Source organism: Psychroserpens luteus (assembly GCF_015319355.1).
Lineage (GTDB): Bacteria > Bacteroidota > Bacteroidia > Flavobacteriales > Flavobacteriaceae > Psychroserpens > Psychroserpens luteus.
In genome coordinates this window covers 274,730-297,571 of the sequence record NZ_JADILU010000006.1, presented here as the reverse complement: position 1 = coordinate 297,571, position 22,842 = coordinate 274,730, and the positions used below count along the sequence as shown (strand labels likewise).

The 22,842-nt window shown below is 33.0% G+C and carries 22 protein-coding genes; 10 read left to right on the top strand and 12 right to left on the bottom strand.

All coding sequences use genetic code 11. The features are described 5' to 3' along the window. Positions 1 to 3: 3 nt before the first annotated feature. Both IM744_RS15365 and IM744_RS15360 read right to left on the bottom strand, forming a co-directional pair. A complete protein-coding gene (locus IM744_RS15365) occupies positions 4 to 1,191 on the bottom strand; it encodes an efflux RND transporter periplasmic adaptor subunit (protein WP_194509037.1) in 1,188 nt (395 codons plus the stop codon). A 97-nt stretch (positions 1,192 to 1,288) separates the two neighbouring features. After that, positions 1,289 to 3,196 (bottom strand): ABC-F family ATP-binding cassette domain-containing protein, encoded by a 1,908-nt coding sequence (locus IM744_RS15360; RefSeq protein WP_194509036.1) that lies wholly within the window; start codon positions 3,194 to 3,196, stop codon positions 1,289 to 1,291. Between the two features lie 83 nt (positions 3,197 to 3,279). On the opposite strand from IM744_RS15360, the gene IM744_RS15355 reads away from it, so the two are divergent. Further along, positions 3,280 to 3,663, top strand: coding sequence for a DUF983 domain-containing protein (locus tag IM744_RS15355; RefSeq protein ID WP_194509154.1), 384 nt, complete (start codon positions 3,280 to 3,282; stop codon positions 3,661 to 3,663). A gap of 40 nt (positions 3,664 to 3,703) precedes the next feature. Here the strand turns inward: IM744_RS15355 and IM744_RS15350 are convergent, their stop codons facing one another. The 7 genes from IM744_RS15350 to topA all read right to left on the bottom strand — a co-directional run bounded on the left by IM744_RS15350 (position 3,704) and on the right by topA (position 13,404). Next, a complete protein-coding gene (locus tag IM744_RS15350) occupies positions 3,704 to 4,750 on the bottom strand; it encodes an NAD(P)/FAD-dependent oxidoreductase (RefSeq protein WP_194509035.1) in 1,047 nt (348 codons plus the stop codon). A gap of 141 nt (positions 4,751 to 4,891) precedes the next feature. Continuing rightward, positions 4,892 to 5,791: a type IX secretion system ring subunit PorN/GldN gene (porN, locus tag IM744_RS15345; protein ID WP_194509034.1), complete on the bottom strand. Its 900-nt coding sequence runs from the start codon at positions 5,789 to 5,791 to the stop codon at positions 4,892 to 4,894. Positions 5,792 to 5,826: 35 nt separating this feature from the next. After that, positions 5,827 to 7,386, bottom strand: coding sequence for a type IX secretion system motor protein PorM/GldM (gene porM, locus IM744_RS15340; RefSeq protein WP_194509033.1), 1,560 nt, complete (start codon positions 7,384 to 7,386; stop codon positions 5,827 to 5,829). Positions 7,387 to 7,433: 47 nt separating this feature from the next. Beyond that, complete coding sequence (gene porL / locus IM744_RS15335) at positions 7,434 to 8,066, bottom strand: type IX secretion system motor protein PorL/GldL (RefSeq protein ID WP_194509032.1); 633 nt, start codon at positions 8,064 to 8,066, stop codon at positions 7,434 to 7,436. Between the two features lie 82 nt (positions 8,067 to 8,148). Further along, positions 8,149 to 9,513 (bottom strand): type IX secretion system lipoprotein PorK/GldK, encoded by a 1,365-nt coding sequence (porK, locus tag IM744_RS15330; protein WP_449421302.1) that lies wholly within the window; start codon positions 9,511 to 9,513, stop codon positions 8,149 to 8,151. Positions 9,514 to 9,705: 192 nt separating this feature from the next. Further along, complete coding sequence (locus IM744_RS15325) at positions 9,706 to 10,872, bottom strand: formimidoylglutamase (RefSeq protein ID WP_194509030.1); 1,167 nt, start codon at positions 10,870 to 10,872, stop codon at positions 9,706 to 9,708. Positions 10,873 to 10,878: 6 nt separating this feature from the next. After that, complete coding sequence (gene topA, locus IM744_RS15320) at positions 10,879 to 13,404, bottom strand: type I DNA topoisomerase (RefSeq protein WP_194509029.1); 2,526 nt, start codon at positions 13,402 to 13,404, stop codon at positions 10,879 to 10,881. Between the two features lie 167 nt (positions 13,405 to 13,571). Between topA and IM744_RS15315 the strand changes: the two genes are divergently transcribed. Next, a complete protein-coding gene (locus tag IM744_RS15315) occupies positions 13,572 to 13,871 on the top strand; it encodes a hypothetical protein (RefSeq protein ID WP_194509028.1) in 300 nt (99 codons plus the stop codon). 13 nt (positions 13,872 to 13,884) lie between these two features. Here the strand turns inward: IM744_RS15315 and IM744_RS15310 are convergent, their stop codons facing one another. Continuing rightward, entirely contained in the window at positions 13,885 to 14,322 is a 438-nt protein-coding gene (locus IM744_RS15310; RefSeq protein ID WP_194509027.1) for a hypothetical protein, read from the bottom strand. A 53-nt stretch (positions 14,323 to 14,375) separates the two neighbouring features. Continuing rightward, the gene (locus IM744_RS15305; protein WP_194509026.1) at positions 14,376 to 15,137 is read right to left on the bottom strand and encodes a hypothetical protein; all 762 of its coding nucleotides are present in this window, start codon (positions 15,135 to 15,137) and stop codon (positions 14,376 to 14,378) included. Positions 15,138 to 15,310: 173 nt separating this feature from the next. On the opposite strand from IM744_RS15305, the gene miaB reads away from it, so the two are divergent. The 8 genes from miaB (at position 15,311) to groL (ending at position 22,324) form a co-directional block, all read left to right on the top strand. Further along, on the top strand, positions 15,311 to 16,744 hold the full coding sequence (gene miaB, locus IM744_RS15300) for a tRNA (N6-isopentenyl adenosine(37)-C2)-methylthiotransferase MiaB (RefSeq protein ID WP_194509025.1): 1,434 nt from the start codon (positions 15,311 to 15,313) through the stop codon (positions 16,742 to 16,744). A gap of 21 nt (positions 16,745 to 16,765) precedes the next feature. Further along, positions 16,766 to 18,037 carry a sigma-54 interaction domain-containing protein gene (locus tag IM744_RS15295; protein ID WP_194509024.1) on the top strand — a complete coding sequence of 424 codons (1,272 nt, stop codon included), beginning with the start codon at positions 16,766 to 16,768 and terminating at the stop codon, positions 18,035 to 18,037. 9 nt (positions 18,038 to 18,046) lie between these two features. Continuing rightward, a complete protein-coding gene (locus IM744_RS15290; RefSeq protein WP_194509023.1) occupies positions 18,047 to 18,244 on the top strand; it encodes a hypothetical protein in 198 nt (65 codons plus the stop codon). Positions 18,245 to 18,247: 3 nt separating this feature from the next. After that, entirely contained in the window at positions 18,248 to 18,751 is a 504-nt protein-coding gene (locus IM744_RS15285) for an LptE family protein (protein ID WP_194509022.1), read from the top strand. Continuing rightward, entirely contained in the window at positions 18,752 to 19,729 is a 978-nt protein-coding gene (locus IM744_RS15280; RefSeq protein WP_194509021.1) for a hypothetical protein, read from the top strand. Next, the gene (gene secG, locus IM744_RS15275) at positions 19,729 to 20,085 is read left to right on the top strand and encodes a preprotein translocase subunit SecG (protein WP_194509020.1); all 357 of its coding nucleotides are present in this window, start codon (positions 19,729 to 19,731) and stop codon (positions 20,083 to 20,085) included. The genes IM744_RS15280 and secG overlap by 1 nt, the downstream gene beginning before the upstream one ends. Before the next feature lie 208 nt (positions 20,086 to 20,293). Continuing rightward, positions 20,294 to 20,569, top strand: coding sequence for a co-chaperone GroES (gene groES / locus IM744_RS15270; RefSeq protein WP_194509019.1), 276 nt, complete (start codon positions 20,294 to 20,296; stop codon positions 20,567 to 20,569). Positions 20,570 to 20,686: 117 nt separating this feature from the next. Then, on the top strand, positions 20,687 to 22,324 hold the full coding sequence (gene groL, locus IM744_RS15265) for a chaperonin GroEL (protein WP_194509018.1): 1,638 nt from the start codon (positions 20,687 to 20,689) through the stop codon (positions 22,322 to 22,324). Positions 22,325 to 22,424: 100 nt separating this feature from the next. Here groL and IM744_RS15260 read toward each other — a convergent pair whose 3' ends face one another. After that, on the bottom strand, positions 22,425 to 22,778 hold the full coding sequence (locus IM744_RS15260) for a heavy-metal-associated domain-containing protein (RefSeq protein WP_194509017.1): 354 nt from the start codon (positions 22,776 to 22,778) through the stop codon (positions 22,425 to 22,427). Positions 22,779 to 22,842: the final 64 nt, after the last annotated feature.

The window sequence follows — 22,842 nt, the reverse complement described above, 5'->3', positions numbered from 1 at the left end:
GACCTATTTTGCTTTTTTAGATTTTGTTACAATGTCCTTTTTTGTTTCTTCTTTTTCTTCGGAAATTGGCTGCTCTTCTTTTTCGTCTTTAAAAGCTTTAACTAGCATTCCTGCATAAGCACCTGGAACTGCTTTTTTAAGGATAATGGTTCCGTTTGGTATATTTTTTAAAACCACCTTAGTATCTGAAAAATATACAGGTTTTACATCAATAACATCCAACAAACTATCCTTAACCACAAATATTTGTTGACTTTCTAATAATAGGTTTCTATCAAGTTCTATGGCATCATTTTCTTCTTTAGCATTTAAATTAGCTTCTAAATACACACCTTCTTTTAGGTTTTCATCTATGACTTCTATATACGCAGTAATGGTTTGTGTGGTAGCGTCTATGCTTCCGTTTACACGAGATACTTTCCCTGTATATATTTCGGTTTTATCTAAACTATTTAAAGCAACATCTTCTCCTACTTTCAATAAATTAGCATAGGTTTTACTAATAGCGACTTCCATTTCATAAGCCGAAGGATCAATATATTCTCCTAATTTTTGTCCGCTTCTAATTAAAGAACCTTCAGTAGCTAGCGCTTCCGTTAATATCCCATTAAAAGGTGCTCTTATATTATATTTTGCCAATCGTTGCTCTAAATTTTTGACGTTATAGTAATTAGATACAATGCCACGACCAGTTATAAAATAGTTTTCTTTTTCCGAAGTCATTTCAGGTAACTTAGGTGTCGATTTATTTAAATCAAAACCATTGAGATAACTTTGCCATTTTGGAAATACATCTGGAAAATCCAATCTTAAATCTGGCATAATTGCAGCAATAGAATTATACAGATTGCTTTTTGAGGACTGAACGCTTGCATAATATTCCGCAGCATCAATTCGAATTAAATTTTCGCCTTGACGATATTCTTGACCTGGTTTAAAAAGTTTTCCACTGGTTCTAAAAACACCTTGGACTTCTGCATAAAGCTCTACACGTCGTTTAGCTACTAAACTACCATTTGCAGGAATTACAATTTGTATTGTACTATTTTGAACCGTATCGGTAAAAACTGTTTTAACAACTTTTTCGGGTACTGGTTTGGGTTTTTTCTTATTATCAATTAATCGTTTGGCTATAAAAAATGAGCCTACAATTAAAACGACACCAATAATGGAGAGTATAATATTACGCATTGATCTAATTTGGTTGAACTAGTTAGACCGCAAAAATATTGGTAAGTTTAGTGTATGGTTGTTAATTATTCCTTAAAAAAAATAAAATTGGTTATTTTCAACTCAATTCATCCAATTCCAGTGTAATTATTTCCCAATCTGCCATTAACTTTTTTAGTTTATCCTTTTTAGTTTGGTAACGTTCAAAAAAACTAGCGTCTGCAGCAGTAGCATCATAATTAGTAGCTAACTCGACATCATCTTTTTTGATATCTTTTTCTAAGACATTAATCTTAGACTCAATATTGCTCAATTTATTATTTAAAGATTTTAGTTTTTTCTGATCTTTATAAGTTTGCTTATTGGTCTCTTTAGGTGTTTCTTTAATGACAGTTCTTTTTTCTACTTCACGTAAATTTTCAACATTACGCTCTTCTAAATAGAAATCTATATCACCTAAATATTCTTTTATTTTTTGATCTTTAAATTCGTATACATTATTAGTTAAACCTTGAAGAAAATCTCTATCATGTGATACTAAAATTAAGGTGCCTTCAAATTTCTTAAGGGCTTCTTTGAGTACATTTTTAGATTTAATATCCAAGTGATTTGTTGGCTCATCCATCACCAACATATTAAGTGGTTGGAGCATCAATTTTGCTAAAGCTAAACGATTTCGTTCTCCTCCAGATAAGACACGCACGTACTTTTCTGCCTCGTCACCTCTAAATAAAAATGATCCTAAAATATCACGAACCTTACTTCTATTCGTTTCATTAGCAGCATCAATCATAGTGTCTAAAACCGTTTTACTACCGTCAAGATATTCTGCTTGATTTTGAGCGAAATAACCAATTTGCACATTGTGTCCTAATTTTAAATCGCCTTGATGTTTTAATTCTCCAACAATGATTTTTGCTAGTGTAGATTTCCCTTGTCCGTTTTGCCCAACAAAAGCAGTTTTACTATCTCTTTCTATAAGTAAATTAACATTTGAAAGCACATGATTATCTCCATAATTTTTGGAGATATTCTCTGCTTCTACAACCACTTTACCAGGTGTTATAGACACAGGAAAATTTAAAGTCATCACACTATTATCATCTTCATCAACCTCTATACGATCCATTCTATCTAGCTTCTTGATAAGCGATTGAGCCATTGTTGCTTTACTAGCTTTGGCCCTAAACTTCTCAATAAGTTTCTCAGTCTGTTCTATTTGCTTTTGTTGATTCTTTTGTGATGCTAATTGTTGCGCTTTAAGTTCATTTCTAAGCACTAAAAATTGAGAATATGCTTTTGGGTAATCGTAAATTCTACCAAGAGAAATCTCAATAGTACGATTAGTTACGTTATCTAAAAACATTTTATCGTGAGACACAATTACTACTGCTCCAGAGTACCCTTTTAAAAAGTTTTCTAACCAAATAATAGATTCTATATCCAAGTGATTGGTTGGCTCATCTAACAATAATATGTCATTATTTTGAAGAAGTAGTTTTGCTAATTCGATTCGCATTCTCCATCCACCCGAAAAGGTATCTGTAAGTTTATCAAAATCTTCACGTTTAAAACCTAATCCTTGTAATATTTTTTCAGTTTCACCTTGATAATTATAACCTCCAATAATTTCATATTGATGTTGAATATCATTTAAATCAACCATCAATTGGTGATAAATTTCACTTTCATAATCAGTACGTTCTACTAGTTGGGTATTCACATACTCCATTTTAGCTTCTAGTTCTTTGATTTCTTTAAATGCCTCGTAAGACTCTTGGAGTACTGTTTTCCCCAAGACAAAATCAATATCTTGTTTCAAAAAACCAAAGCTCAGGTTTTTATCTGCTGCAATTTGTCCCGAATCTGGTTCTAGTTCTTTAGACAAAATTTTGAGCATTGTAGATTTACCTGCTCCATTTTTACCGATCAATCCTATACGGTCTCCTGGACTTAATTTAAAGGTGATATCTTCAAACAAGTATTCGCCTTGAAATGAAATGGAAAGATTATGAATATTGAGCATTTGCTACTTTTGTTACAATGAATTATTTATTAAAACCTTAAATTTGTATTTTATTTACAAAGCGCAAAAGTAATCAAATTTATATCATGTTAAAAGGCACTAAAATTTATAGCATTTTTACGGGAACTTGTCCAAAATGTCAACAGGAATCTATGTATAAAACTAAAAACCCTTATGTGCTTAGTGATGTATTAAAAATTAATGATAATTGTTCTCATTGTAATTTTAAATACCGCCTTGAACCTTCATTTTTCTATGGATCTATGTATGTGAGTTATGGCGTTGGAATTGCATTTGCTGTTCCTGCTTTTTTGATTAGTTTTTTAGGCTTTGAATCATCTTTATTGACCGCTTTCATAGCTATTGTAATAACTTTATTAGTATTTGGACCAATCATCATGCGTCTTTCAAGAAATATTTGGATTAATATGTTTGTGAATTACGACAAAAAATTGGTAAAAAAATAAGGTCTGTTTTAAATTTCAACTTCGGAAATTGGCTGTACTTCTAATTTTTAATTCTTTTAATATCTATTTCTGGATCTAATAATTCTCCTTTTTCAATATGATTGAATAATTGCTCAGCAACATATGGAGAAATCATAACACCTCGCGTTCCTAATCCATTTAGTACATGAACATTTTTATAATCGCAATGTGATCCAACCAAAGGTCGCCTATCTTTTGTTGTTGGTCTTATACCTGCAACTTGTTTTACGATTTTAAAATCGCATTTGATAATCTGTTTTAATTTATCTACTAATTGATCCTTTGCATTTTCAGTAATATTATGAGTCTTATCTTCTCTCTCATAAGTAGCACCAATCCAAAACAAATTCTTTCCTAACGGAACAATAAACACAGATGATTTCATAATAAAATCCATCTTTAAATCTGAAGCTTCTATGGTTAGCATTTCTCCTTTTGTACCATTAAGTGGTAAATGACTGAAAAATGGGTTTTTAGTAACCCCAAAGCCTTCAGCAAACACAATATGTTTTGCTTTTATGTCTTTATACTGAACATACTCTTGCTCTATTTCCAATAATTCATACTGAAATTCCTCACCTTCGAGTTTATCGTTTTCAAGAAGATAATTTCTATACAACTTCACAAGTTGCGAAGTATTAACTCTACCTGAATGCAACACCTCTCCAAAACCGAAATCTGCATTTATAACAGCATTAGTATTCTTAACCAAATTAGTGGATAAGAAGTCTTCTAAGACCGGTTTATCTGAAGCTGAGAACCAATCATTCTGCTCTTCAACCGACATGAATCTTCTATATACAGGTAATTGATAATCTAACTTTACATTTAGTAATTGCTCAAGTACTTTATATTTTGGCATTGCTAAGATTAACTGTTCTTTAGCATTCCAAACTTTAGTAAACCGCTTTAAAGTTACAGGATTGTATAATCCTGCTGCAACACTTGATGATTGTTGTGAGTTATTATCAAAAACAACAAAATCTTTGTTAGCATTTCTCAATTGCTCACAAAAAGCAATACCTGCTAATCCATTACCTACTATGATATAATCTACTTGTTTCACAGTTTTATCAATTTAATTACAAATGTAAAGAAGAACTCATAAGAATAATTTGACTTTTGTTAAAAGTTTCGAATTTCCGAAGTCATAAAACAAAAAATGCTCACTTTAAAAGTGAGCATTTTTATATAATTTATGTTTTTCTTAGTAAGACCACATGTCTTGTTCGAAGTTACGAATCTTCTCTTTAATACGATCTGATTCTAAAAGTTGCATTAACGCATTATCTGCGACGTAATCTTTAACTTCTCTATCACCATATACATTTTCTTCTTTGTACATGTAACCATTAAAACGTCTAGAATTTAACAAGTGATCAAAAGTCAATGGCATAGCACTGTTTTTGTTGTTAAACGCTTTACCTTCATGTAAAACTTCTCTAGCCTCTGGATAGAATACCCAAAATAATGCATTAGGCATTTTTTGAGCCTCATCTTCAGAATCTAAAAAGTTAACATCTGGTGCTGCTGGTGCAATACCGAGAATTCTATATTTTAATTCTCCATGACGTTTATCGAAATACCAAAGGCCTTTAATTAAATAAGCACTAATATGATAAGCTTCAATAGTAGTTGTTGTGATATACTCAGGATCTACAAAACCATCTGCATTTAATTGATCGTAACCAATATCTAAAGTATCAATTTTAGTTGTAATGTCTTGAAGTTCCTTTTGTGTTCTTTTTTGAGAAAAATAAGAATCATTATACACATTTGTTATTTTCCCATCTCTTACTGCTTTAATCAATGTATGATATAAAGAGCGTCTTTCTTTACCAATATTATTGGTGTCTACAGGAAAGTATAATGGAAAATTAACACGTTCATCTAAAACAACTTTTTCCCAAGTCATTTTTGAAAACAAAATGTCTCTATCATCAACATAACCATACTCTAATGGTTTGTCATAATCTAATGCTAATTGCGCTTCAGTTTTAACACCAACCTCTCCAGGATTTTTGGCATTTAAAATGTTAGCTTGAGAAAACATACTAGATGTGATACAAACTGTGGTAACAATTGATAATAAAAATTTATAATTCATCTTTCTAATTTTAATTTGGGTTATATAATAGAGAATTAGTTCGTTAAAGTAATAATAATTGGTGATGCTGGTTTGATTGCAGGTCCATTACTTCTTGATTTAATATCAAAAATTTGAACTTGAGAACCACGCTTAGCACTAGCTAAAGCAGATTTTGCAGCACCATTTAATCTATTTCCAGAACATACTACAGAAGGCTTACCCTCTACTTTCATTTTAAAACCTGTTACTGTTAGTGGTAAATCAAAATCAAAATCTTCTAGGACTGCCTCAACTTTACCTACAGCAACATTGTTTCTCGGTAATTTAGGATCACTCTTACCTGCCATTTGACCAGCAGGCTTAGGAATATCTTTAATTCTGAATACTGCTTTATCATTTACGTTTGAACCGTCATCTAAAGTAGCACTTACACTAATCGTAACTTCACGACCAGACGTAGGAACCATAGTATATTTACCCATACCAGATGCAGATTTTAATCCAGCACCAGTTGCTCTTACTTTGTTATCAGGTACACCAGCAAAAGAAATTGTCATTGGATTAACAACACCACGATATACAACGTTCATCTTATCTGCAGAAATCGTTGCAGAGTTTGGACGAGGTACTACCACATAGTTTCCTTTAATAGGAATTTCTAATGGCTTACCATCTTCTAAAAACGTGAATGTACCTTTAATCTCCTGTTCACCAACACCACCGACATTAAAGTCAAGACGTGCAGCTCCAGTAGAATCAATTGCATTATTTAAATCTATAGATTGACCTCCAATGCTTAAACCTGTTGGAGTAACATTAGCATATTTACCTAATACTACTTTACCTTGAAATTTCTCACCTGCGAAAAATGCAGACTTATCTGCAATTACGATTGCAGTATAGTTTTTAAGAGAAACTGCTGCATCTAATGTATTACCTAAAAACAAATTATACATATTTGTTTCTGTAGCTTTTACATCATTTTGCATTGCTGTTATTTTAGTGTAAGATGCAATTGCTGGAAAACCTTGAAAATGATAATCTAACCATTGTTGCTTCTTTCCATCATTATTTACGACTTCATTCGTATCAAAACGCTTATCAAAGTTAGCGATTGCTGTTTCATACTTGATGTCATCACCTAGTATAGCTTTTACATCTGCTTTATACTTATTCAAACGTTCCATAAAAGCTTCTCCAGCTTTAGTTAAACGATCACCAGTAAACCAGTATTCATCTAAAAAATCACCTTTGTCCATCTCTTCTGAAGGAAGATCTCCGTTTTCTTCTCTTTCAAACTTTCCTTTTTCAAGAATAAGTGCTTTCTGAGAATCAAGATATTTAAAAAAGCCTTCTGATATTGTATTTATTTGAGTAGCATTATTAGATGCAACTCTAAATTCTTCCGGTTTTTCCTCTGCCTTTAATGCTAAACCTTCTAGCATTCCCATGTTAGATGATGTAGCTAGTTCATTTGCTCTGACAAACTTTGCATTCATTAAGCCAAAAGCAGATAATACTTCTTTTGACATGGTCATTGCGATCATTGCAATGAACACCAAATACATTAGGTTAATCATTTTTTGTCTTGCGGACTGTTTTCCTCCTGCCATGTTAATTAGTCTTTTTTAGTTGTTAATATTATAGTTAAAAAAACTAATTAGTTTTTATTCATTGCTGTTAACATTCCTCCATAAACACCATTTAATGATGATAAGTTAGAAGCTAATGATTTCATTTGTTCTTTTAATTTCTCAGCGTTAACAACAGACTCTTCGTTGATTGTCGCTTGACGACTAGCGCTTTCCATTTGTACTTTATAAAGACTATTTAAAGACTCCATTTGAGCAGCAGCTAAAGACATTTCTTCACCATATTTCTTTTGAGATGCCATAGCATCAACAGTTGGGCTAATTCCTTTTGCAGCACCTTCAAAATTCTTGATACTGTTCCCTAAGCTTGCCATTAATTCTCCATCAATTTTAGCATCTTTTAATAAGTTGTCTAATTTTTTAGATAATAAACCTTCAGCATCTTTAGGTGCTTCAACTTTCTTTTTACCAGCTAAAGACTGACCACCAGCTAACTCAGGATATACAAGAGACCAATCTAAATCATTACCTTGCTTTTCAAAAGCTGAAATTGTAAATACTATAGCTTCTACAATCATACCTATTGTTAGGATTAATGATCCATAAGGCCAGTGTTGAATTTTAAATAATGCTCCAATAATAACGATTGCAGCTCCTAGTCCGTAGACCATATTCATTGTAGATAATTTTTTCTGTGCCATAATTTTCTTTTTAGTTTTTTAAGTCAGTTGTAAACTTAAGTTGATTAATATTTAGTTTAGTTGTTAATTATTTACTTGTTGTTTAGTTTGTTGCAGCGTTCTTAGTTACCTCAGTCCCCATGTAATCTTGAACGGTTCTAAAGCCAATGTAGCTTCTTGCAGAATCTGCATATTCGTAATCTCTAGAACTTACTTGTAAGAAGTATGCCACATCTTTCCAAGAACCTCCACGAACAACTTTACGTTCGTTATCTGGATTGTTCACATTTGGATTAAATGATGCCATATACTCATATGAAGCAGCATCATAAGATCCTTGTACCCATTCTGAAACGTTACCAGCCATATTATAAAGGTTGAAATCGTTTGGTTCGTAAGCATCAGCCTCTACTGTATATAAAGCTTGATCTGCTGCATAATCACCACGTAATGGTTTAAAGTTTGCCATAAAGCATCCTCTATCATTCTTAGCATATGGTCCACCCCAAGGATACGTTGCTCCCTGAAGACCACCTCTAGCAGCATATTCCCATTCTGCTTCTGATGGTAATCTATAAGAATTCACAAAATGTCTTCCTTTTGATTTTCTATAAGCGTTATGATATAATGTTCTCCATTGACAAAATGCTTTAGCTTGTTTCCAAGACACACCTACTACTGGATATTCTCCATAAGCGTCATGCCAGAAATAATCATTGTGCATTGGCTCATTATATGAATAAGAGAAATCTCTAATCCAAGCAGTTGTATCTGGATAAACAACTACTTCTTCTGTTATGATAGCATCACTACGCTTCAAATCTCTATTCTTAGCAGCTTTTTGAATATCCATGTACTTATACTGGAATTTAAATTTCTTAACATCCCAAGTACGTTGACCATTGTAAGATTCTTCAATTGGAAGATGCATTGTATCCATTACTTCAGCATAGTATTCATCTGGATAATCTGCAGTATCAAAAATCAAATCAACATCTTTGTTTAATTTTCTACCTTCATAGCCTGTAGGTCCAAGGCCACTATAGTTGTTATCCATATACTTTTCGTAAACGGTCATGTTTTCTGGATCTGCATCATTAAATGCAAATTCTCCAATACCACCATTTCCAGGAGTTTCACCAATTTCATCAGCTAAAATTGCCAATTTAGTTCTTAGTGTAGAGTCTCTTACCCATTCTACGAATTGACGATATTCACTATTAGTGATTTCGGTTTCGTCCATATAAAAGGCTCTTACTGTTACAGTTCTAGTTGGAGCATCTTCTACTCCTGCTAAATCATCATCAGATTTTCCCATTATAAATGCACCACCTGGTACAAGTGTCATACCATAAGGTTTTTCTGGGTGCCACTTCTTTCCTTTAACGCCTACGAGTTGTCCTCTGTCACCAGAGTTACAGCTAACCATTAGGGCTAAAACAGTTGTTAATAAGGCAAACTTCTTAATATTCATAGAAACTTGAGGTTAAATTATTTAGTTGTAATTATGTGTTAATTCTTGTGCTTAACAATTTTGAGGATGTAAACATATTTATATATATTGTAAAATCCAATTTTTTTTTAATCTTTTTTGCACTTTATCCCAAAAAGTTAACATTTCGTCGATTAAAGAAATGTTAAATATTAATGTATAAAGATACTAAAAACTATTCTTTTTATACGCTTTATACCAACGTTCTGGTATTTTACCGTGACTTGCCTCTTTATAATCATCATGCGTGCAAGGTAATAACGTATGCTTTTTTAATTTATTATTAACATTTGGTAAAAAAGGAATTTCTATCCACCAACGTCCCGTTTTTATACTTTTGTAAAAAATAAGTTCATCATCTTCAATAAGTACATTATACTTTTGATAATTATTTTCATTCTCAAAATCATCATCATTGACTCTACAATTGACTCCTTCAATAAAATACCAAATGATTTGAGATATCAACATAGGTGTCGCATCTAATTCATTGGTAGATTTAAATTCATAAATACCAAATGAAGACACTTTATTGCTTATACCTGCATATCTGGAAATAGAACAAATCTCCTTACCGTCAAAACCGTTTGGAGAAAATTTTTGTTTAGCACCTACTTCAGCAGCTCTAACAGATTTTAAATCCATCGTCACAATATGTGCATCTCTCATTACTGGTTCCACCATACTAATAGCGTGAGTAACCTCTCCTAGACGATAAGCTTCAAAATAAAGCTTCTCCATCAAATCAATTTCTTCTTGAGAATTAAAATAGGTTTGATAACCTATAACAGAGTAATTAAATAGATTATAAGGTTGTTCTAAAATCACTTTTCCGAGGAAACTATTATTTTTCATTTCTACGGAAGCATCGCCAAGATCAAAATTAGAATCTACATTAACGATATTAATCATAGGTGCCATCGTATCATACGCACGATAATTAGCGTACGTCAAATCCTGACTACCTCCTATTATAATAGGTATCACTTTACGTTCTATTAAAACTGAAATAATAGTACGTAACGCATAATATGTGTCTTCTAATGTTGCACCAGCAGGAATATCACCTAAATCGGCAATTGTAGTATGCCAATTCCCTGGAAACAATGCGTACAATGACGTTCTAATGGTATCAAAGTTTAACTCCTCACCCATGTAATTAACATCATTACGGTTTTCCTGAACGCCTATGATAGCCATTTTAACACCATCTAGATCAGGAATTCCGTTTTGAGCAGAATGTATTTTTATTTTTTTACCTAGAGCTTGCTCAGCTAATAACTCGTTATGAGCTAAAACCGTATCAGAGACAGGAGACAAAAAATTAAAATTCATGAGTTACTATTTTTTAGTAGTGGTTTTCTTTTTAGTTGCAGTCTTTTTCTTAGCAGGAGCTTTCTTTTTAGCAGCAGCTTTTTTCTTAGGTGCTTTCTTCTCTATTTCTGCTTTAGCTTCTTCTAAGGTCATCTTTGTGACATCAACCGTTTTTGGAAGCTCTACTTTTATTTTACCTTTAATAATATTATGTCTTCCCCATCTTGCTTTCTCAACACGAATCCCTTCGTCTTCCCAATTGTGAATGACTTTATCTATTTCTTTTTGAATCTTATCTTCAATCAATGTTACAATATCATCATCAGATAAGTTATCCCAATCATATTTTTTATTGACATTGATAAACATACTGTTCCATTTTATAAATGGTCCAAAACGTCCTTTACCTTTTTGAACTGGTAAATCCTTATACATATATATTGGAGCATCTGCTTTTTGCTTCTCTTTGATGAGCTCAATAGCCTGATCCATTTCCACATCCAAAGGATTAGTTCCTTTTGGAAGCGATACATATGCCTTACCAAACTTCACATAAGGCCCAAAACGTCCGTTATTAACCTCAATAGGTTCGTCTTCATAGTTTCCTAAACTTTTAGGCAACTGAAAAAGATCCATTGCCTCTTCATAAGTTATCGTTGTCAACTGTTGATCTGGCGATAAACTTGCGAAAGTTGGCTTCTCTTCATCGTCAACAGTTCCTATTTGCACCATTGGTCCAAATTTCCCTAAACGCACACTCACTTGTTTGCCTGATTTTGGATCTTTACCTAAGATACGTTCTCCAGATTCTCTATCGGCATTTTCCTGAACATCAACTACTATAGGATGAAAGCTCTTATAAAACTCTTTCATCATTTTTTTCCAATCCTCTTTACCTTCTGCGATTTCATCAAAATCTGCTTCCACCTTAGCTGTAAAATTGTAATCTAGGATATTTCCGAAGTGAGTTACCAAAAAGTCAGTCACAATCATACCAATATCTGTTGGTATCAACTTCCCTTTATCGCTATTTACTTTTTCGGTTAATTTATTATCAGTCAGTTTTCCATCTTGAAGTAATAGTTGTGTATAATCTCTCTCAACACCTTCATTAGCTCCTTTTTCTACATAGTTTCTATTCTGAATTGTAGAAATTGTTGGCGCATAAGTTGACGGACGACCAATACCAAGCTCCTCCAATTGTTTTACCAAAGAAGCCTCTGTATATCTATATGGTGCACGAGAAAAACGCTCTGTAGCAGTAATATAACTATTAAGCAAAGTCTCGTTGACTTTCATTGCTGGCAACATGCCTTCCTGCTCTGTGTCTTCATCATCTGTACCTTCTAAATAGACTTTTAAAAATCCTTCAAAAGTGATTACCTCTCCATTTGCGGTAAATGTTTCTTTATGTGTTGACGCATCAATTTTCACATTGGTACGTTCTAATTGCGCATCGCTCATTTGTGATGCAATGGCACGTTTCCAAATTAAATCATACAATTTAGCTTGGTCGCGCTCAATATCTACAGAATGTTTCTTGAAGTCTGTTGGTCTAATCGCTTCGTGAGCTTCTTGAGCTCCTTTAGATTTTCCTTTATATTGTCTAGACTTACTAAATTTTGAACCATAAGCATCTTCAATTTCTTCTTTTGCTCCTTTTCGAGCATCATCAGATAAATTAACACTATCAGTTCTCATATAAGTTATCAAACCAGCTTCATATAAACGCTGTGCATTTTGCATCGTTCTACTTACCGAATAGCCTAATTTTCTTGAGGCTTCCTGTTGTAATGTAGATGTTGTAAATGGTGCTGCTGGTGATTTTTTCGCTGGTTTTTTCTGAAGATCTGCGACTTTAAAATCTGCATTTGCATTAGATTCTAAAAACTTATAAGCTTCTTCTTTAGTTTTAAAGTTCTTCGGAAGTTTTGCTTTGAATGTTTGTCCGTCTTCATTAGAAAACTCTGCATCAATTCTATAAGATGCTTCGGCATTAAAATCTATGATTTGTCGTTCTCTTTCTACAATTAATCGCACAGAAACCGATTGAACTCGTCCTGCAGATAAACCGCCTTTTACTTTTCTCCATAATACAGGAGACAATTCATAACCTACGATTCTATCTAAAACACGACGTGCTTGTTGAGCATCTACTAAATCATAATCAATATCTCTTGGGTTTTCGATTGCTTTTAAGATTGCACTCTTCGTAATCTCATGAAAAACGATTCGTTTTGTCTTTGCTTTATCTAGACCTAAAGTTTCTGCTAAATGCCACGCAATCGCCTCACCCTCTCGATCCTCATCACTTGCTAACCAAACAATATCAGCTTTCTTAGCAAGATCTTTTAATTTTTTAACGACATCTTTTTTGTCCTTAGAAACTTGATATTTGGGATCAAAATCACCTTCTACATCAACTCCTAATTCTTTTGAAGGTAAGTCTGCAATATGACCAAAACTAGATTCCACTTTGAAATCTTTACCAAGAAATTTCTCTATGGTTTTGGCTTTTGCTGGTGACTCTACGATGACTAAATTCTTCGGCATATATGATTTTTTGAGATTGCAAATGTATGTCAAAAAAAAGTTATGTACCTAATTTTACTAAATTTCAAATGTATTTTATCACGTAAAGCAGTACTTTTATCTATGAATAAGGCATTGAAAAAACATCAAGAACACGCATCAATGATATTAAAAAAGAGCATAATATTATGAGTTTTGGATCAGGTCATGTAATGGATATGATTAGCAGGATGAAACAAAACCGAGCTCAACGACCATCCAAAAAAGGAAAATTCAAGGAAAATAATAGGCAAACCATTTATTCAAAAAAAGATAAACTTATAAGTAACACAAAATTCAAAACTGTTTCTAAAACAGAATTAGCAGCAATTAAAAAACAAATTGTAATAAATGCTAAAGCCAGAAAATTGAAGCATAAGATTTTATACACCATTTTAATAAGCTTAGGTATTTGTGCCTTTGTAATATTTATTCTAATGATTAATTAAAAAAGAAGAAATTTTAATAAGAATACATCACTGGTTCAGGAAAACCTTCAATATTCAAAATAATCTCGCTACTACCCGCTACTTGGATTGGTGTTAAATCAAAAGAACGCACTTGAGATACAATTGCCAAACACACTTCATCATTATTTAAAACAAACTTTAAATAACGTTGTTCTGGCGAAGACTCTGCAATATTACCAGAATCCACCAACACCATACTCCAAGAATTACCATCACAACCACTAGCCGAAATCTCTATAGTCAAACAATTATCATTAAAATAAACATCACCAACCTCGTAAACATGAGACTCTACAGATTCATAAAATCCAGAATCTACGATTGCAGTTTGATCACAAGGCACATTAACAACATCGTCATCATCACATTGTGTGCTCATTAATAAAAGTGTAAAACAAAAGCAGGCAGTTATAATTTTAGATAATTTCATAACGTATAATTTATTATTAGATGCAAAATAATTTAAAAGGTTGCGTCAAAATTTTAATCATTTCCTATTTGTTTAAGTTCAGCTACATCTTCATCAAAACCAATAACCTCTTTATAGATTAAATACAAAGGGATAGCAGCAAAAGATGCAGTTGCTAAAATACCAATTCCACACATTAACATACCAACCATTTGAGCCATAAAACCAGCCACAAGTGTTATCCCAAAAGTGATAAACCATTTTTTATTTCCTAAATCAAAACTCGCTTTAATTAAATTAGAGTTAGATATTTCAGGATTAAAAGCATACATAACAACCAATAAATTGAGAGGAACCATCACATAAATTAATGGAAACATACATAATAACATTGCTAATAAACTTATCCCAAAATAGGCTAATGATAAGTTGATAGTTTTTGAAAGGTACGGTTTCCGAAGAAAAAAGAAATAATCATCCTTACCTATTATACCCATATCTTTTTGACGCATGATTCTAAAAAGACCAACCTTTAAACCAAAAGTAACGACCAACATAATAAATACAAAAAGCAGATATGCAGTAACAAAGAAAATAACAGCAATAGCTTCCCAACCGCCAAAAAAACCTGGACTCTCAGTATCTGCAATACTAAAAAACACCATTGGCACATATATAACAATCATAAACGGAATAACAAAAGCAACTATAATGAGTAACATAAGCAACCCTTGAAGCCACACTTTTTTAAAAAGTTCAATACTTTCATTTAAAAGATTACCAAAATCAAGCTGTTTGGCATATTTGATTTTTTGTTGAATTTCTGCGAATAACATAATTTTTGTTGCTTGGTTAATTTTATCAAATAAAGCAAAATAAAACTCATACTCAAAACAAAATCTGCTATGACACTTTGTCACAGTCCTCTAAATTATACTATCTTTGCATGCTTATTGAAAGCAAAAAATCAAATTGATTCCTCCCAAAGTTTTGGAATTGCACAATATATATGGACAAAACGATTGATGAAAACAAACAAGGTAACAACCTTGTTTTAGAACAAAAAGAAGGCAACACACGTAAACTTTTTATAGAAAGTTATGGCTGTGCTATGAATTTTAGCGATAGTGAAATTGTAGCCTCCATTCTTGCTGACCAAGGTTTCAATACGACTCAAAACTTAGAGGAAGCAGACTTAGTTTTAGTTAACACTTGTTCTATTCGTGATAAGGCAGAACAAACTGTAAGAAAACGTTTAGAAAAATATAATGCTGTAAAACGCACCAATCCTAAAATGAAAGTTGGTGTTCTTGGCTGTATGGCTGAGCGTTTGAAAACTAAATTTTTAGAAGAAGAAAAAATTGTAGATCTTGTTGTTGGTCCAGATGCTTATAAAGATTTACCAAACCTTTTAGCAGAAGTTGATGATGGTAGAGATGCTATCAACGTTATTTTATCTAAAGAAGAAACTTATGGAGACATTTCTCCTGTAAGACTTAACACCAATGGTGTCTCTGCACTTGTATCTATCACTCGTGGTTGCGATAATATGTGCACCTTTTGTGTTGTCCCTTTTACAAGAGGTCGTGAGCGTAGTCGAGATCCGCAAAGTATTATAGAAGAAGTTAATGATCTATGGAATAAAGGCTATAAGGAAATCACGCTTTTAGGTCAAAATGTAGATAGTTATTTGTGGTATGGTGGCGGACTCAAAAAAGATTTCGTTAAAGCCAGTGAGATGCAAAAAGCAACTGCTGTTCACTTTCCGCAATTATTAGAAATGTGTGCAAAAGCGAAACCTCAAATGCGAATTCGTTTTTCTACATCTAATCCGCAAGATTTAACGCTTGATGTGATTGAAACGATGGCGAAGTATGATAATATCTGTAAACACATTCACTTACCTGTGCAAAGTGGAAGTAATCGTATTTTAAAAGAAATGAATCGCTTACATACACGTGAAGAGTACTTTGATTTGATTGACAATATTAGACGCATCCTCCCAAAATGTTCTATTAGCCAAGATATGATTGCTGGTTTTCCTACGGAAACGGAACAAGACCATCAAGACACGTTAAGTTTAATGCAATACGTAAAGTATAATTTTGGGTTTATGTATATGTATTCTGAACGTCCAGGAACCATGGCTGAGCGTAAATTGGAAGATGATGTTCCTGAAGCTATTAAAAAAAGACGCCTCGCAGAAATCGTACAATTACAACGTGAGCTTGGAGCAGAACAAATTGAACAATATATAAATACCGAAGTTGAAGTCCTCATTGAACGTGAGTCTAAAAAATCAAACGAGCAATGGTCTGGAAAAACATCACAGAATATTGTTGCAGTTTTTCCGAAGGAAAATTATAAGATTGGAGATTTGGTAAAAGTTAAGGTGTTAGATTGTACTAGTGCTACTTTGATTGGTGAGGCAGTTGGATATTAAATTTAGAACAAAGAATTAAAAATGGAAAGCATACAAGCCATAAAACAACGTTTCGGAATTATTGGAAACGACCCTAAACTCAACAGAGCGATTGAAAAAGCAATCCAAGTTGCACCAACTGATATTTCGGTATTAGTTACTGGTGAAAGTGGAGTTGGTAAAGAGAGCATCCCTAAAATCATACATCAATTATCCCATCGTAAGCATGGTAAATATATTGCAGTAAACTGTGGTGCTATCCCAGAAGGAACTATTGATAGTGAACTTTTTGGTCATGAAAAAGGAGCATTTACAGGTGCTACTGGAACACGTTCTGGTTATTTTGAAGTTGCAGATGGTGGTACTATTTTTTTAGATGAAGTTGGAGAATTACCGTTAACAACGCAAGTGCGTTTATTGCGTGTTTTAGAAAATGGAGAATTTATAAAAGTAGGTTCAAGTAAAGTTCAAAAAACCGATGTAAGAATCGTAGCTGCAACAAACGTGAATATGTTTGAGGCGATTAAGAAAGAAAAATTTAGAGAAGACCTTTACTATAGATTGAGTACTGTAGATATTAATATTCCACCACTTCGAGAACGTAAAGAAGACATTCATTTATTGTTTAGAAAGTTTGCTAGTGATTTTGCTTTGAAGTATAAAATGCCAACAATCAAACTAGAAGATGATGCTGTACCTATTCTACAAAAACACCGTTGGAATGGTAATATTCGTCAGTTGCGAAATGTGGCTGAGCAAATTTCGGTATTAGAACAAAACCGTACCATTAGCGCATCAACACTTCAAGGATATTTACCTGACGGAAGTAATAATCTTCCTGCAGTTATCAATAAAACAAAGTCTGATAGTGATTTCAGTAACGAACGAGAAATTCTTTACAAAGTGCTTTTTGATATGAAAAGTGATTTGAATGATCTCAAGAAGTTAACAATGGAATTGATGAAGAGTGGCAACGTTTCCGAAGTCGAAAAAGATAATGAAAGCTTAATTGAAAAGATTTACGGAGAACCTCAAAAAGACAATTATACCGAAGAGTTTGAGGATTTAGAAGTCATGCGAATTCCAGAAAAAACCGAAGACCATTTTGATCCTGATGATAAAAACCAAACTATAGATAAATATCATTTTGCTGAAGAAATTGAAGAGGAAGAAACCTTGTCTTTACATGACAAAGAACTAGAATTGATTAAAAAATCTCTGGAGCGTCATCAAGGCAAACGTAAACTTGCTGCTGCTGAGTTAGGGATTAGTGAGCGTACATTGTATCGAAAAATTAAGCAATATGATCTTTAAGATAAATTTATGAAAGCAGTAGAAATATTTTTGATAAAGAAATCGTTTACAAGAAATAGTTCTGAAGCCATAAGACAAGAAGCTGAAGATCTAGTAAATGAAAAACATTATCAAGGCTATCGTTTAATTAATGTAGATTTTGATGTAGCAGATAACGCAGGTTATATTTACGCCTACATTACAATGAAACGACCTAACACCTATTAATCTATGAAAAGCATTAAATATATTATTACTTTATCAATAACTCTACTCCTATTAGGTTGTGGACCGTATTCTTTTACAGGAGTTCAAGATTTAAAGGCTGAAACATTTCAGGTTAATTATTTTCAAAATACTGCTAATTTAATTGAGCCAGGTTTAGACAGAGATTTTACGCTTGCATTACAAGATTTAATTATTAATCAAACCAATTTAAGTCTAACAAATACCAATGGAGATCTAGTTTATGAAGGTGAAATTACAGAGTATCGCATCTCACCAACAACTGCTCAATCTAATAGTACAGCTGCACAAAACAGATTAACCATTAGTGTAAATGTAAGAATGTATGACAAAGACAATCCAGACGAAGAATTTGAACAACGCTTCTCATTCTTTTTTGATTACGACGGAAGCTCACAATTAATTGGCGCTCAAAAAGATACCGCTCACGAAGAAATTTTTGATCGTCTAACACAAGATATTTTTAATGCAACATTAGCAAAGTGGTAGATGAATAAATCAAATTTTACACACATACTTCAAAATCCGCAGCACATTACAGATGCTCAAACTAATGAATTACATGATTTAAGTATTCAGTATCCATATTTTCAATCTGCAAGAGCATTATATCTCAAAGGATTAAAAAATACAGGAAGCTATAAATACAATCAAGAATTAAAAATCACAGCAGCTTATACCACAGATCGTAGTATTTTGTTTGATTTTATTACTTCGGAAATTTTCAATCAAAACGAAATATCTCAAATTATCAAGCAAAACTCAGAACACCTCAAAGACCTAACAGTTAATGATTTGGATGATATTTCAGTTAATAAAAGTGTAACAATTGACGATGCACTAAAACAACATATAAAAAATACAAAAGGAGTTCTAGACCCAAACTTATTTGAGCAAAAAATAAACACAGAAGATGTTGCTCACTTTTTATCTCTTCAAAATACTACTCCAGAACTAGTTATTACAGATATTGACTCTAAAATTTTAGAAGAAACACCAGAAGACATTCTTCAAATTGGCAAACCTTTAGAATTTGGAAAAGCAGAAACACACTCGTTCACAGAGTGGCTAAAAATCACGAGCTTTAAACCTATTCAAAGAGACGAAAATGAAATAGATGCTAATATTTCCGAAGAAAAAATAGTTAAAAACAAAGATAATTTACAAGCTAAAAAATCGGTATCAGTCAATAAAAACTTTGACCTCATTGATAAGTTTTTAGAGAACAATCCAAAAATAGTTCCTACTAAAGAATTAAAAAAAGTCAATACAGATACCAGCGACAAAGTTGCTCACGACGGATTGATGACAGAGACACTCGCCCGAATTTACTTAGAACAAAACAACTATGCAAAGGCAATTCAATCTTATAAAATATTAAGTTTGAAATATCCAGAAAAAAGTGGTTTCTTTGCAGACCAAATTAAAGCAGTAAAAGAATTACAAGAAAATAATACACAAAAATAATGAATACGTTTACAATCTTTTTAATCTTAATCATACTAGTGTCATTTTTACTAGTTGTAGTCGTTATGGTTCAAAACCCTAAAGGAGGAGGATTATCTTCTTCATTTGGTGGTGGTGGTACCCAACAAGTTGGAGGTGTTAAAAAAACAACAGACTTTTTAGACAAAAGTACTTGGGCTTTAGCAACTTTATTATTAGCATTAATTTTAGCATCTAACTTTGCAATTCCTGGTGCAGGAGGTGTTGAAGATTCTAAAATAATCAATGGTAGTGATACAACTACAACTGCTCCATTATCAACTCCTGTTGATACTGCAGTAGATAATATAGCAACACCTGCAGATTCATTAGATTAGTACACTAATTTATATATCATACAAAATGCCAACTATATTTAGTTGGCATTTTTTTTTGCTCAATAACTAGTTTTGTATTCTTATTACTTCGGAAACGTGATACCTCTGCAACTTTGTCAGTTATATGCTATTGGCACATTTTTAGCATATCTCTAATGCGTTGATCATAATCAACTATAAATATTTAATTAAAAAACTTACATAACAAATGAGCTTAAACATTAAACCATTAGCAGACAGAGTTCTTATAGAGCCTGTGCAAGCTGAAACTAAAACAGCTTCAGGAATAATCATTCCAGACAACGCTAAAGAAAAACCACAAAAAGGAAAAGTTGTTGCTGTTGGTAAAGGCACAAAAGATGAGCCAATGACAGTGAAATCTGGTGACACTGTACTCTACGGAAAATATGCAGGTACAGAATTAAAACTAGAAGGTAAAGATTACCTAATCATGCGTGAGAGTGATATATTGGCGATTGTTTAATTCACTTTGATTTCTTGTTTACACTGAGCGTAATCGAAGTGTGATTTGAAATCCAATTAAAATTAACTATAAACAAAATAGATTCCTGCTTTCGCAGGAATGACAAAACTTAAAAAAATGGCAAAAGATATAAAATTTGATATTGAAGCACGTGACGGATTAAAACGTGGTGTTGACGCATTAGCAAATGCAGTAAAAGTAACATTAGGCCCAAAAGGTCGTAACGTAATTATTGGTCGTTCATTTGGAGCTCCTCAGGTTACAAAAGATGGTGTTTCTGTTGCTAAAGAAATAGAATTAGAGAACGAGCTTGAAAACATGGGAGCTCAAATGGTAAAAGAAGTAGCTTCAAAAACTAATGACTTAGCTGGTGATGGTACAACAACTGCTACCGTTCTAGCACAAGCCATCGTAAAAGAAGGTATAAAAAATGTTGCTGCAGGTGCAAATCCAATGGATTTAAAACGTGGGATTGACAAAGCAGTACTAGCTATTGTAAAAGATCTTGAAAAGCAAGCTAAAAAAGTAGGAAGCGACTCTGCAATGATTAAGCAAGTAGCTGCAATTTCTGCAAATAATGATGATACTATTGGTGAGCTAATAGCTAAAGCGTTTAGCAAAGTAGGAAAAGAAGGTGTAATTACTGTTGAAGAAGCAAAAGGTATGGAAACATACGTTGATGTTGTTGAAGGGATGCAGTTTGACAGAGGATATTTATCGCCTTACTTTGTAACAGATTCTGATAAAATGATTGCAGATCTTGAGAATCCGTACATTTTATTATTTGATAAGAAAATTTCTAACTTACAGGAAATACTTCCAATATTAGAGCCAGTTGCACAATCTGGTCGTCCGTTATTAATTATTGCAGAAGATGTAGAAGGCCAAGCCTTAGCTACTTTAGTAGTTAATAAATTACGTGGTGGATTAAAAATTGCTGCTGTAAAAGCACCTGGATTTGGAGATCGTCGTAAAGCAATGCTTGAGGATATCGCTATTTTAACTGGAGGTGTTGTAATTTCTGAAGAAAGAGGATTCTCTCTAGAAAATGCAGACTTAACAATGTTAGGTACAGCAGAATCAGTAATGATTGATAAAGACAACACAACTATTGTTAATGGTTCTGGAAAATCTTCAGATATCAAAGCAAGAGTAAATCAAATCAAAGCACAGATAGATACAACTACTAGTGACTACGATAAAGAAAAACTACAAGAGCGTTTAGCTAAGTTAGCTGGAGGTGTTGCAGTACTTTATGTTGGTGCAGCTAGTGAAGTTGAAATGAAAGAGAAAAAAGATCGTGTTGATGATGCTTTAAATGCAACGAGAGCTGCAGTAGAAGAAGGTATCGTTGCTGGAGGAGGTGTTGCTTTAGTAAGAGCAAAAGCTGTTTTAGGAAAAATCACAACAGAGAATCTTGATGAAACAACAGGAATTCAAATTGTAGCAAAAGCTATAGAAGCACCTTTAAGAACCATTGTAGAAAATGCAGGTGGTGAAGCTTCAGTAGTTATCAATAAAGTGTTAGAAGGCAAGAAAGACTTCGGTTTTGATGCTAAATCTGAAACGTATGTTGATATGCTTAAAGCAGGAATCATTGATCCTAAAAAAGTAACACGTATCGCATTAGAAAATGCTGCATCTGTTGCAGGAATGATTCTAACTACAGAATGTGCTTTAGTGGATATTAAAGAGGAATCTGCTGGAGGTGGAATGCCAGGAGGAATGGGTGGCGGTATGCCAGGAATGATGTAGTGGCGAATCGCCACAGATGATTTATTCACTCATGTGTTTAAACTATATGAAAAGAGCCTTTGATAATTATCAAAGGCTCTTTTTTATGTTCTAAAGTGTTTTAATTTTTATGATCATCAACTACTTCATCATCTCGATACATACAACATGGATGAACAGTTGCATATTCTTCATCTGTAGCTTTTATTTTTTTTGTATCATGACCAACAGATGCTATTTTTTTACTAATTGAATCTAAATTTGTTTTGCGTGCATCATAAATTAATTTGAGCTCGTGAGTATCTACATTCCATATTGCAGATTTCACTCCTTTAGTTCTTATGGCAGCTTTTTCAATGCGCTCTTTACACATTAAACAAACACCATCAACTTCCATTGAAGCTCTTTCGTTTTTGTTTTGAGCGAAAGTTATTGTGGTTATTAATAACACTAGTACTGTAACTATTTTTTTCATAATTTGTTTTTTTTCTGTCTGGTCGAGCGTAGTCGAGACCTAAAAAAGCTTCTCGACTACGCTC

Coding starts and splice junctions, on each gene's coding strand:
- porM (WP_194509033.1), bottom strand. CDS start 7,386: ATGGCAGGAGGAAAACAGTCCGCAAGACAAAAAATGATTAACCTAATG.
- groES (WP_194509019.1), top strand. CDS start 20,294: ATGAGCTTAAACATTAAACCATTAGCAGACAGAGTTCTTATAGAGCCT.
- IM744_RS15290 (WP_194509023.1), top strand. CDS start 18,047: ATGAAAGCAGTAGAAATATTTTTGATAAAGAAATCGTTTACAAGAAAT.
- IM744_RS15305 (WP_194509026.1), bottom strand. CDS start 15,137: ATGTTATTCGCAGAAATTCAACAAAAAATCAAATATGCCAAACAGCTT.
- topA (WP_194509029.1), bottom strand. CDS start 13,404: ATGCCGAAGAATTTAGTCATCGTAGAGTCACCAGCAAAAGCCAAAACC.
- IM744_RS15315 (WP_194509028.1), top strand. CDS start 13,572: ATGAGTTTTGGATCAGGTCATGTAATGGATATGATTAGCAGGATGAAA.
- IM744_RS15285 (WP_194509022.1), top strand. CDS start 18,248: ATGAAAAGCATTAAATATATTATTACTTTATCAATAACTCTACTCCTA.
- IM744_RS15260 (WP_194509017.1), bottom strand. CDS start 22,778: ATGAAAAAAATAGTTACAGTACTAGTGTTATTAATAACCACAATAACT.
- secG (WP_194509020.1), top strand. CDS start 19,729: ATGAATACGTTTACAATCTTTTTAATCTTAATCATACTAGTGTCATTT.
- IM744_RS15310 (WP_194509027.1), bottom strand. CDS start 14,322: ATGAAATTATCTAAAATTATAACTGCCTGCTTTTGTTTTACACTTTTA.
- porN (WP_194509034.1), bottom strand. CDS start 5,791: ATGAATTATAAATTTTTATTATCAATTGTTACCACAGTTTGTATCACA.
- IM744_RS15280 (WP_194509021.1), top strand. CDS start 18,752: ATGAATAAATCAAATTTTACACACATACTTCAAAATCCGCAGCACATT.
- IM744_RS15365 (WP_194509037.1), bottom strand. CDS start 1,191: ATGCGTAATATTATACTCTCCATTATTGGTGTCGTTTTAATTGTAGGC.
- IM744_RS15325 (WP_194509030.1), bottom strand. CDS start 10,872: ATGAATTTTAATTTTTTGTCTCCTGTCTCTGATACGGTTTTAGCTCAT.
- miaB (WP_194509025.1), top strand. CDS start 15,311: ATGGACAAAACGATTGATGAAAACAAACAAGGTAACAACCTTGTTTTA.
- porL (WP_194509032.1), bottom strand. CDS start 8,066: ATGGCACAGAAAAAATTATCTACAATGAATATGGTCTACGGACTAGGA.
- IM744_RS15295 (WP_194509024.1), top strand. CDS start 16,766: ATGGAAAGCATACAAGCCATAAAACAACGTTTCGGAATTATTGGAAAC.
- IM744_RS15360 (WP_194509036.1), bottom strand. CDS start 3,196: ATGCTCAATATTCATAATCTTTCCATTTCATTTCAAGGCGAATACTTG.
- groL (WP_194509018.1), top strand. CDS start 20,687: ATGGCAAAAGATATAAAATTTGATATTGAAGCACGTGACGGATTAAAA.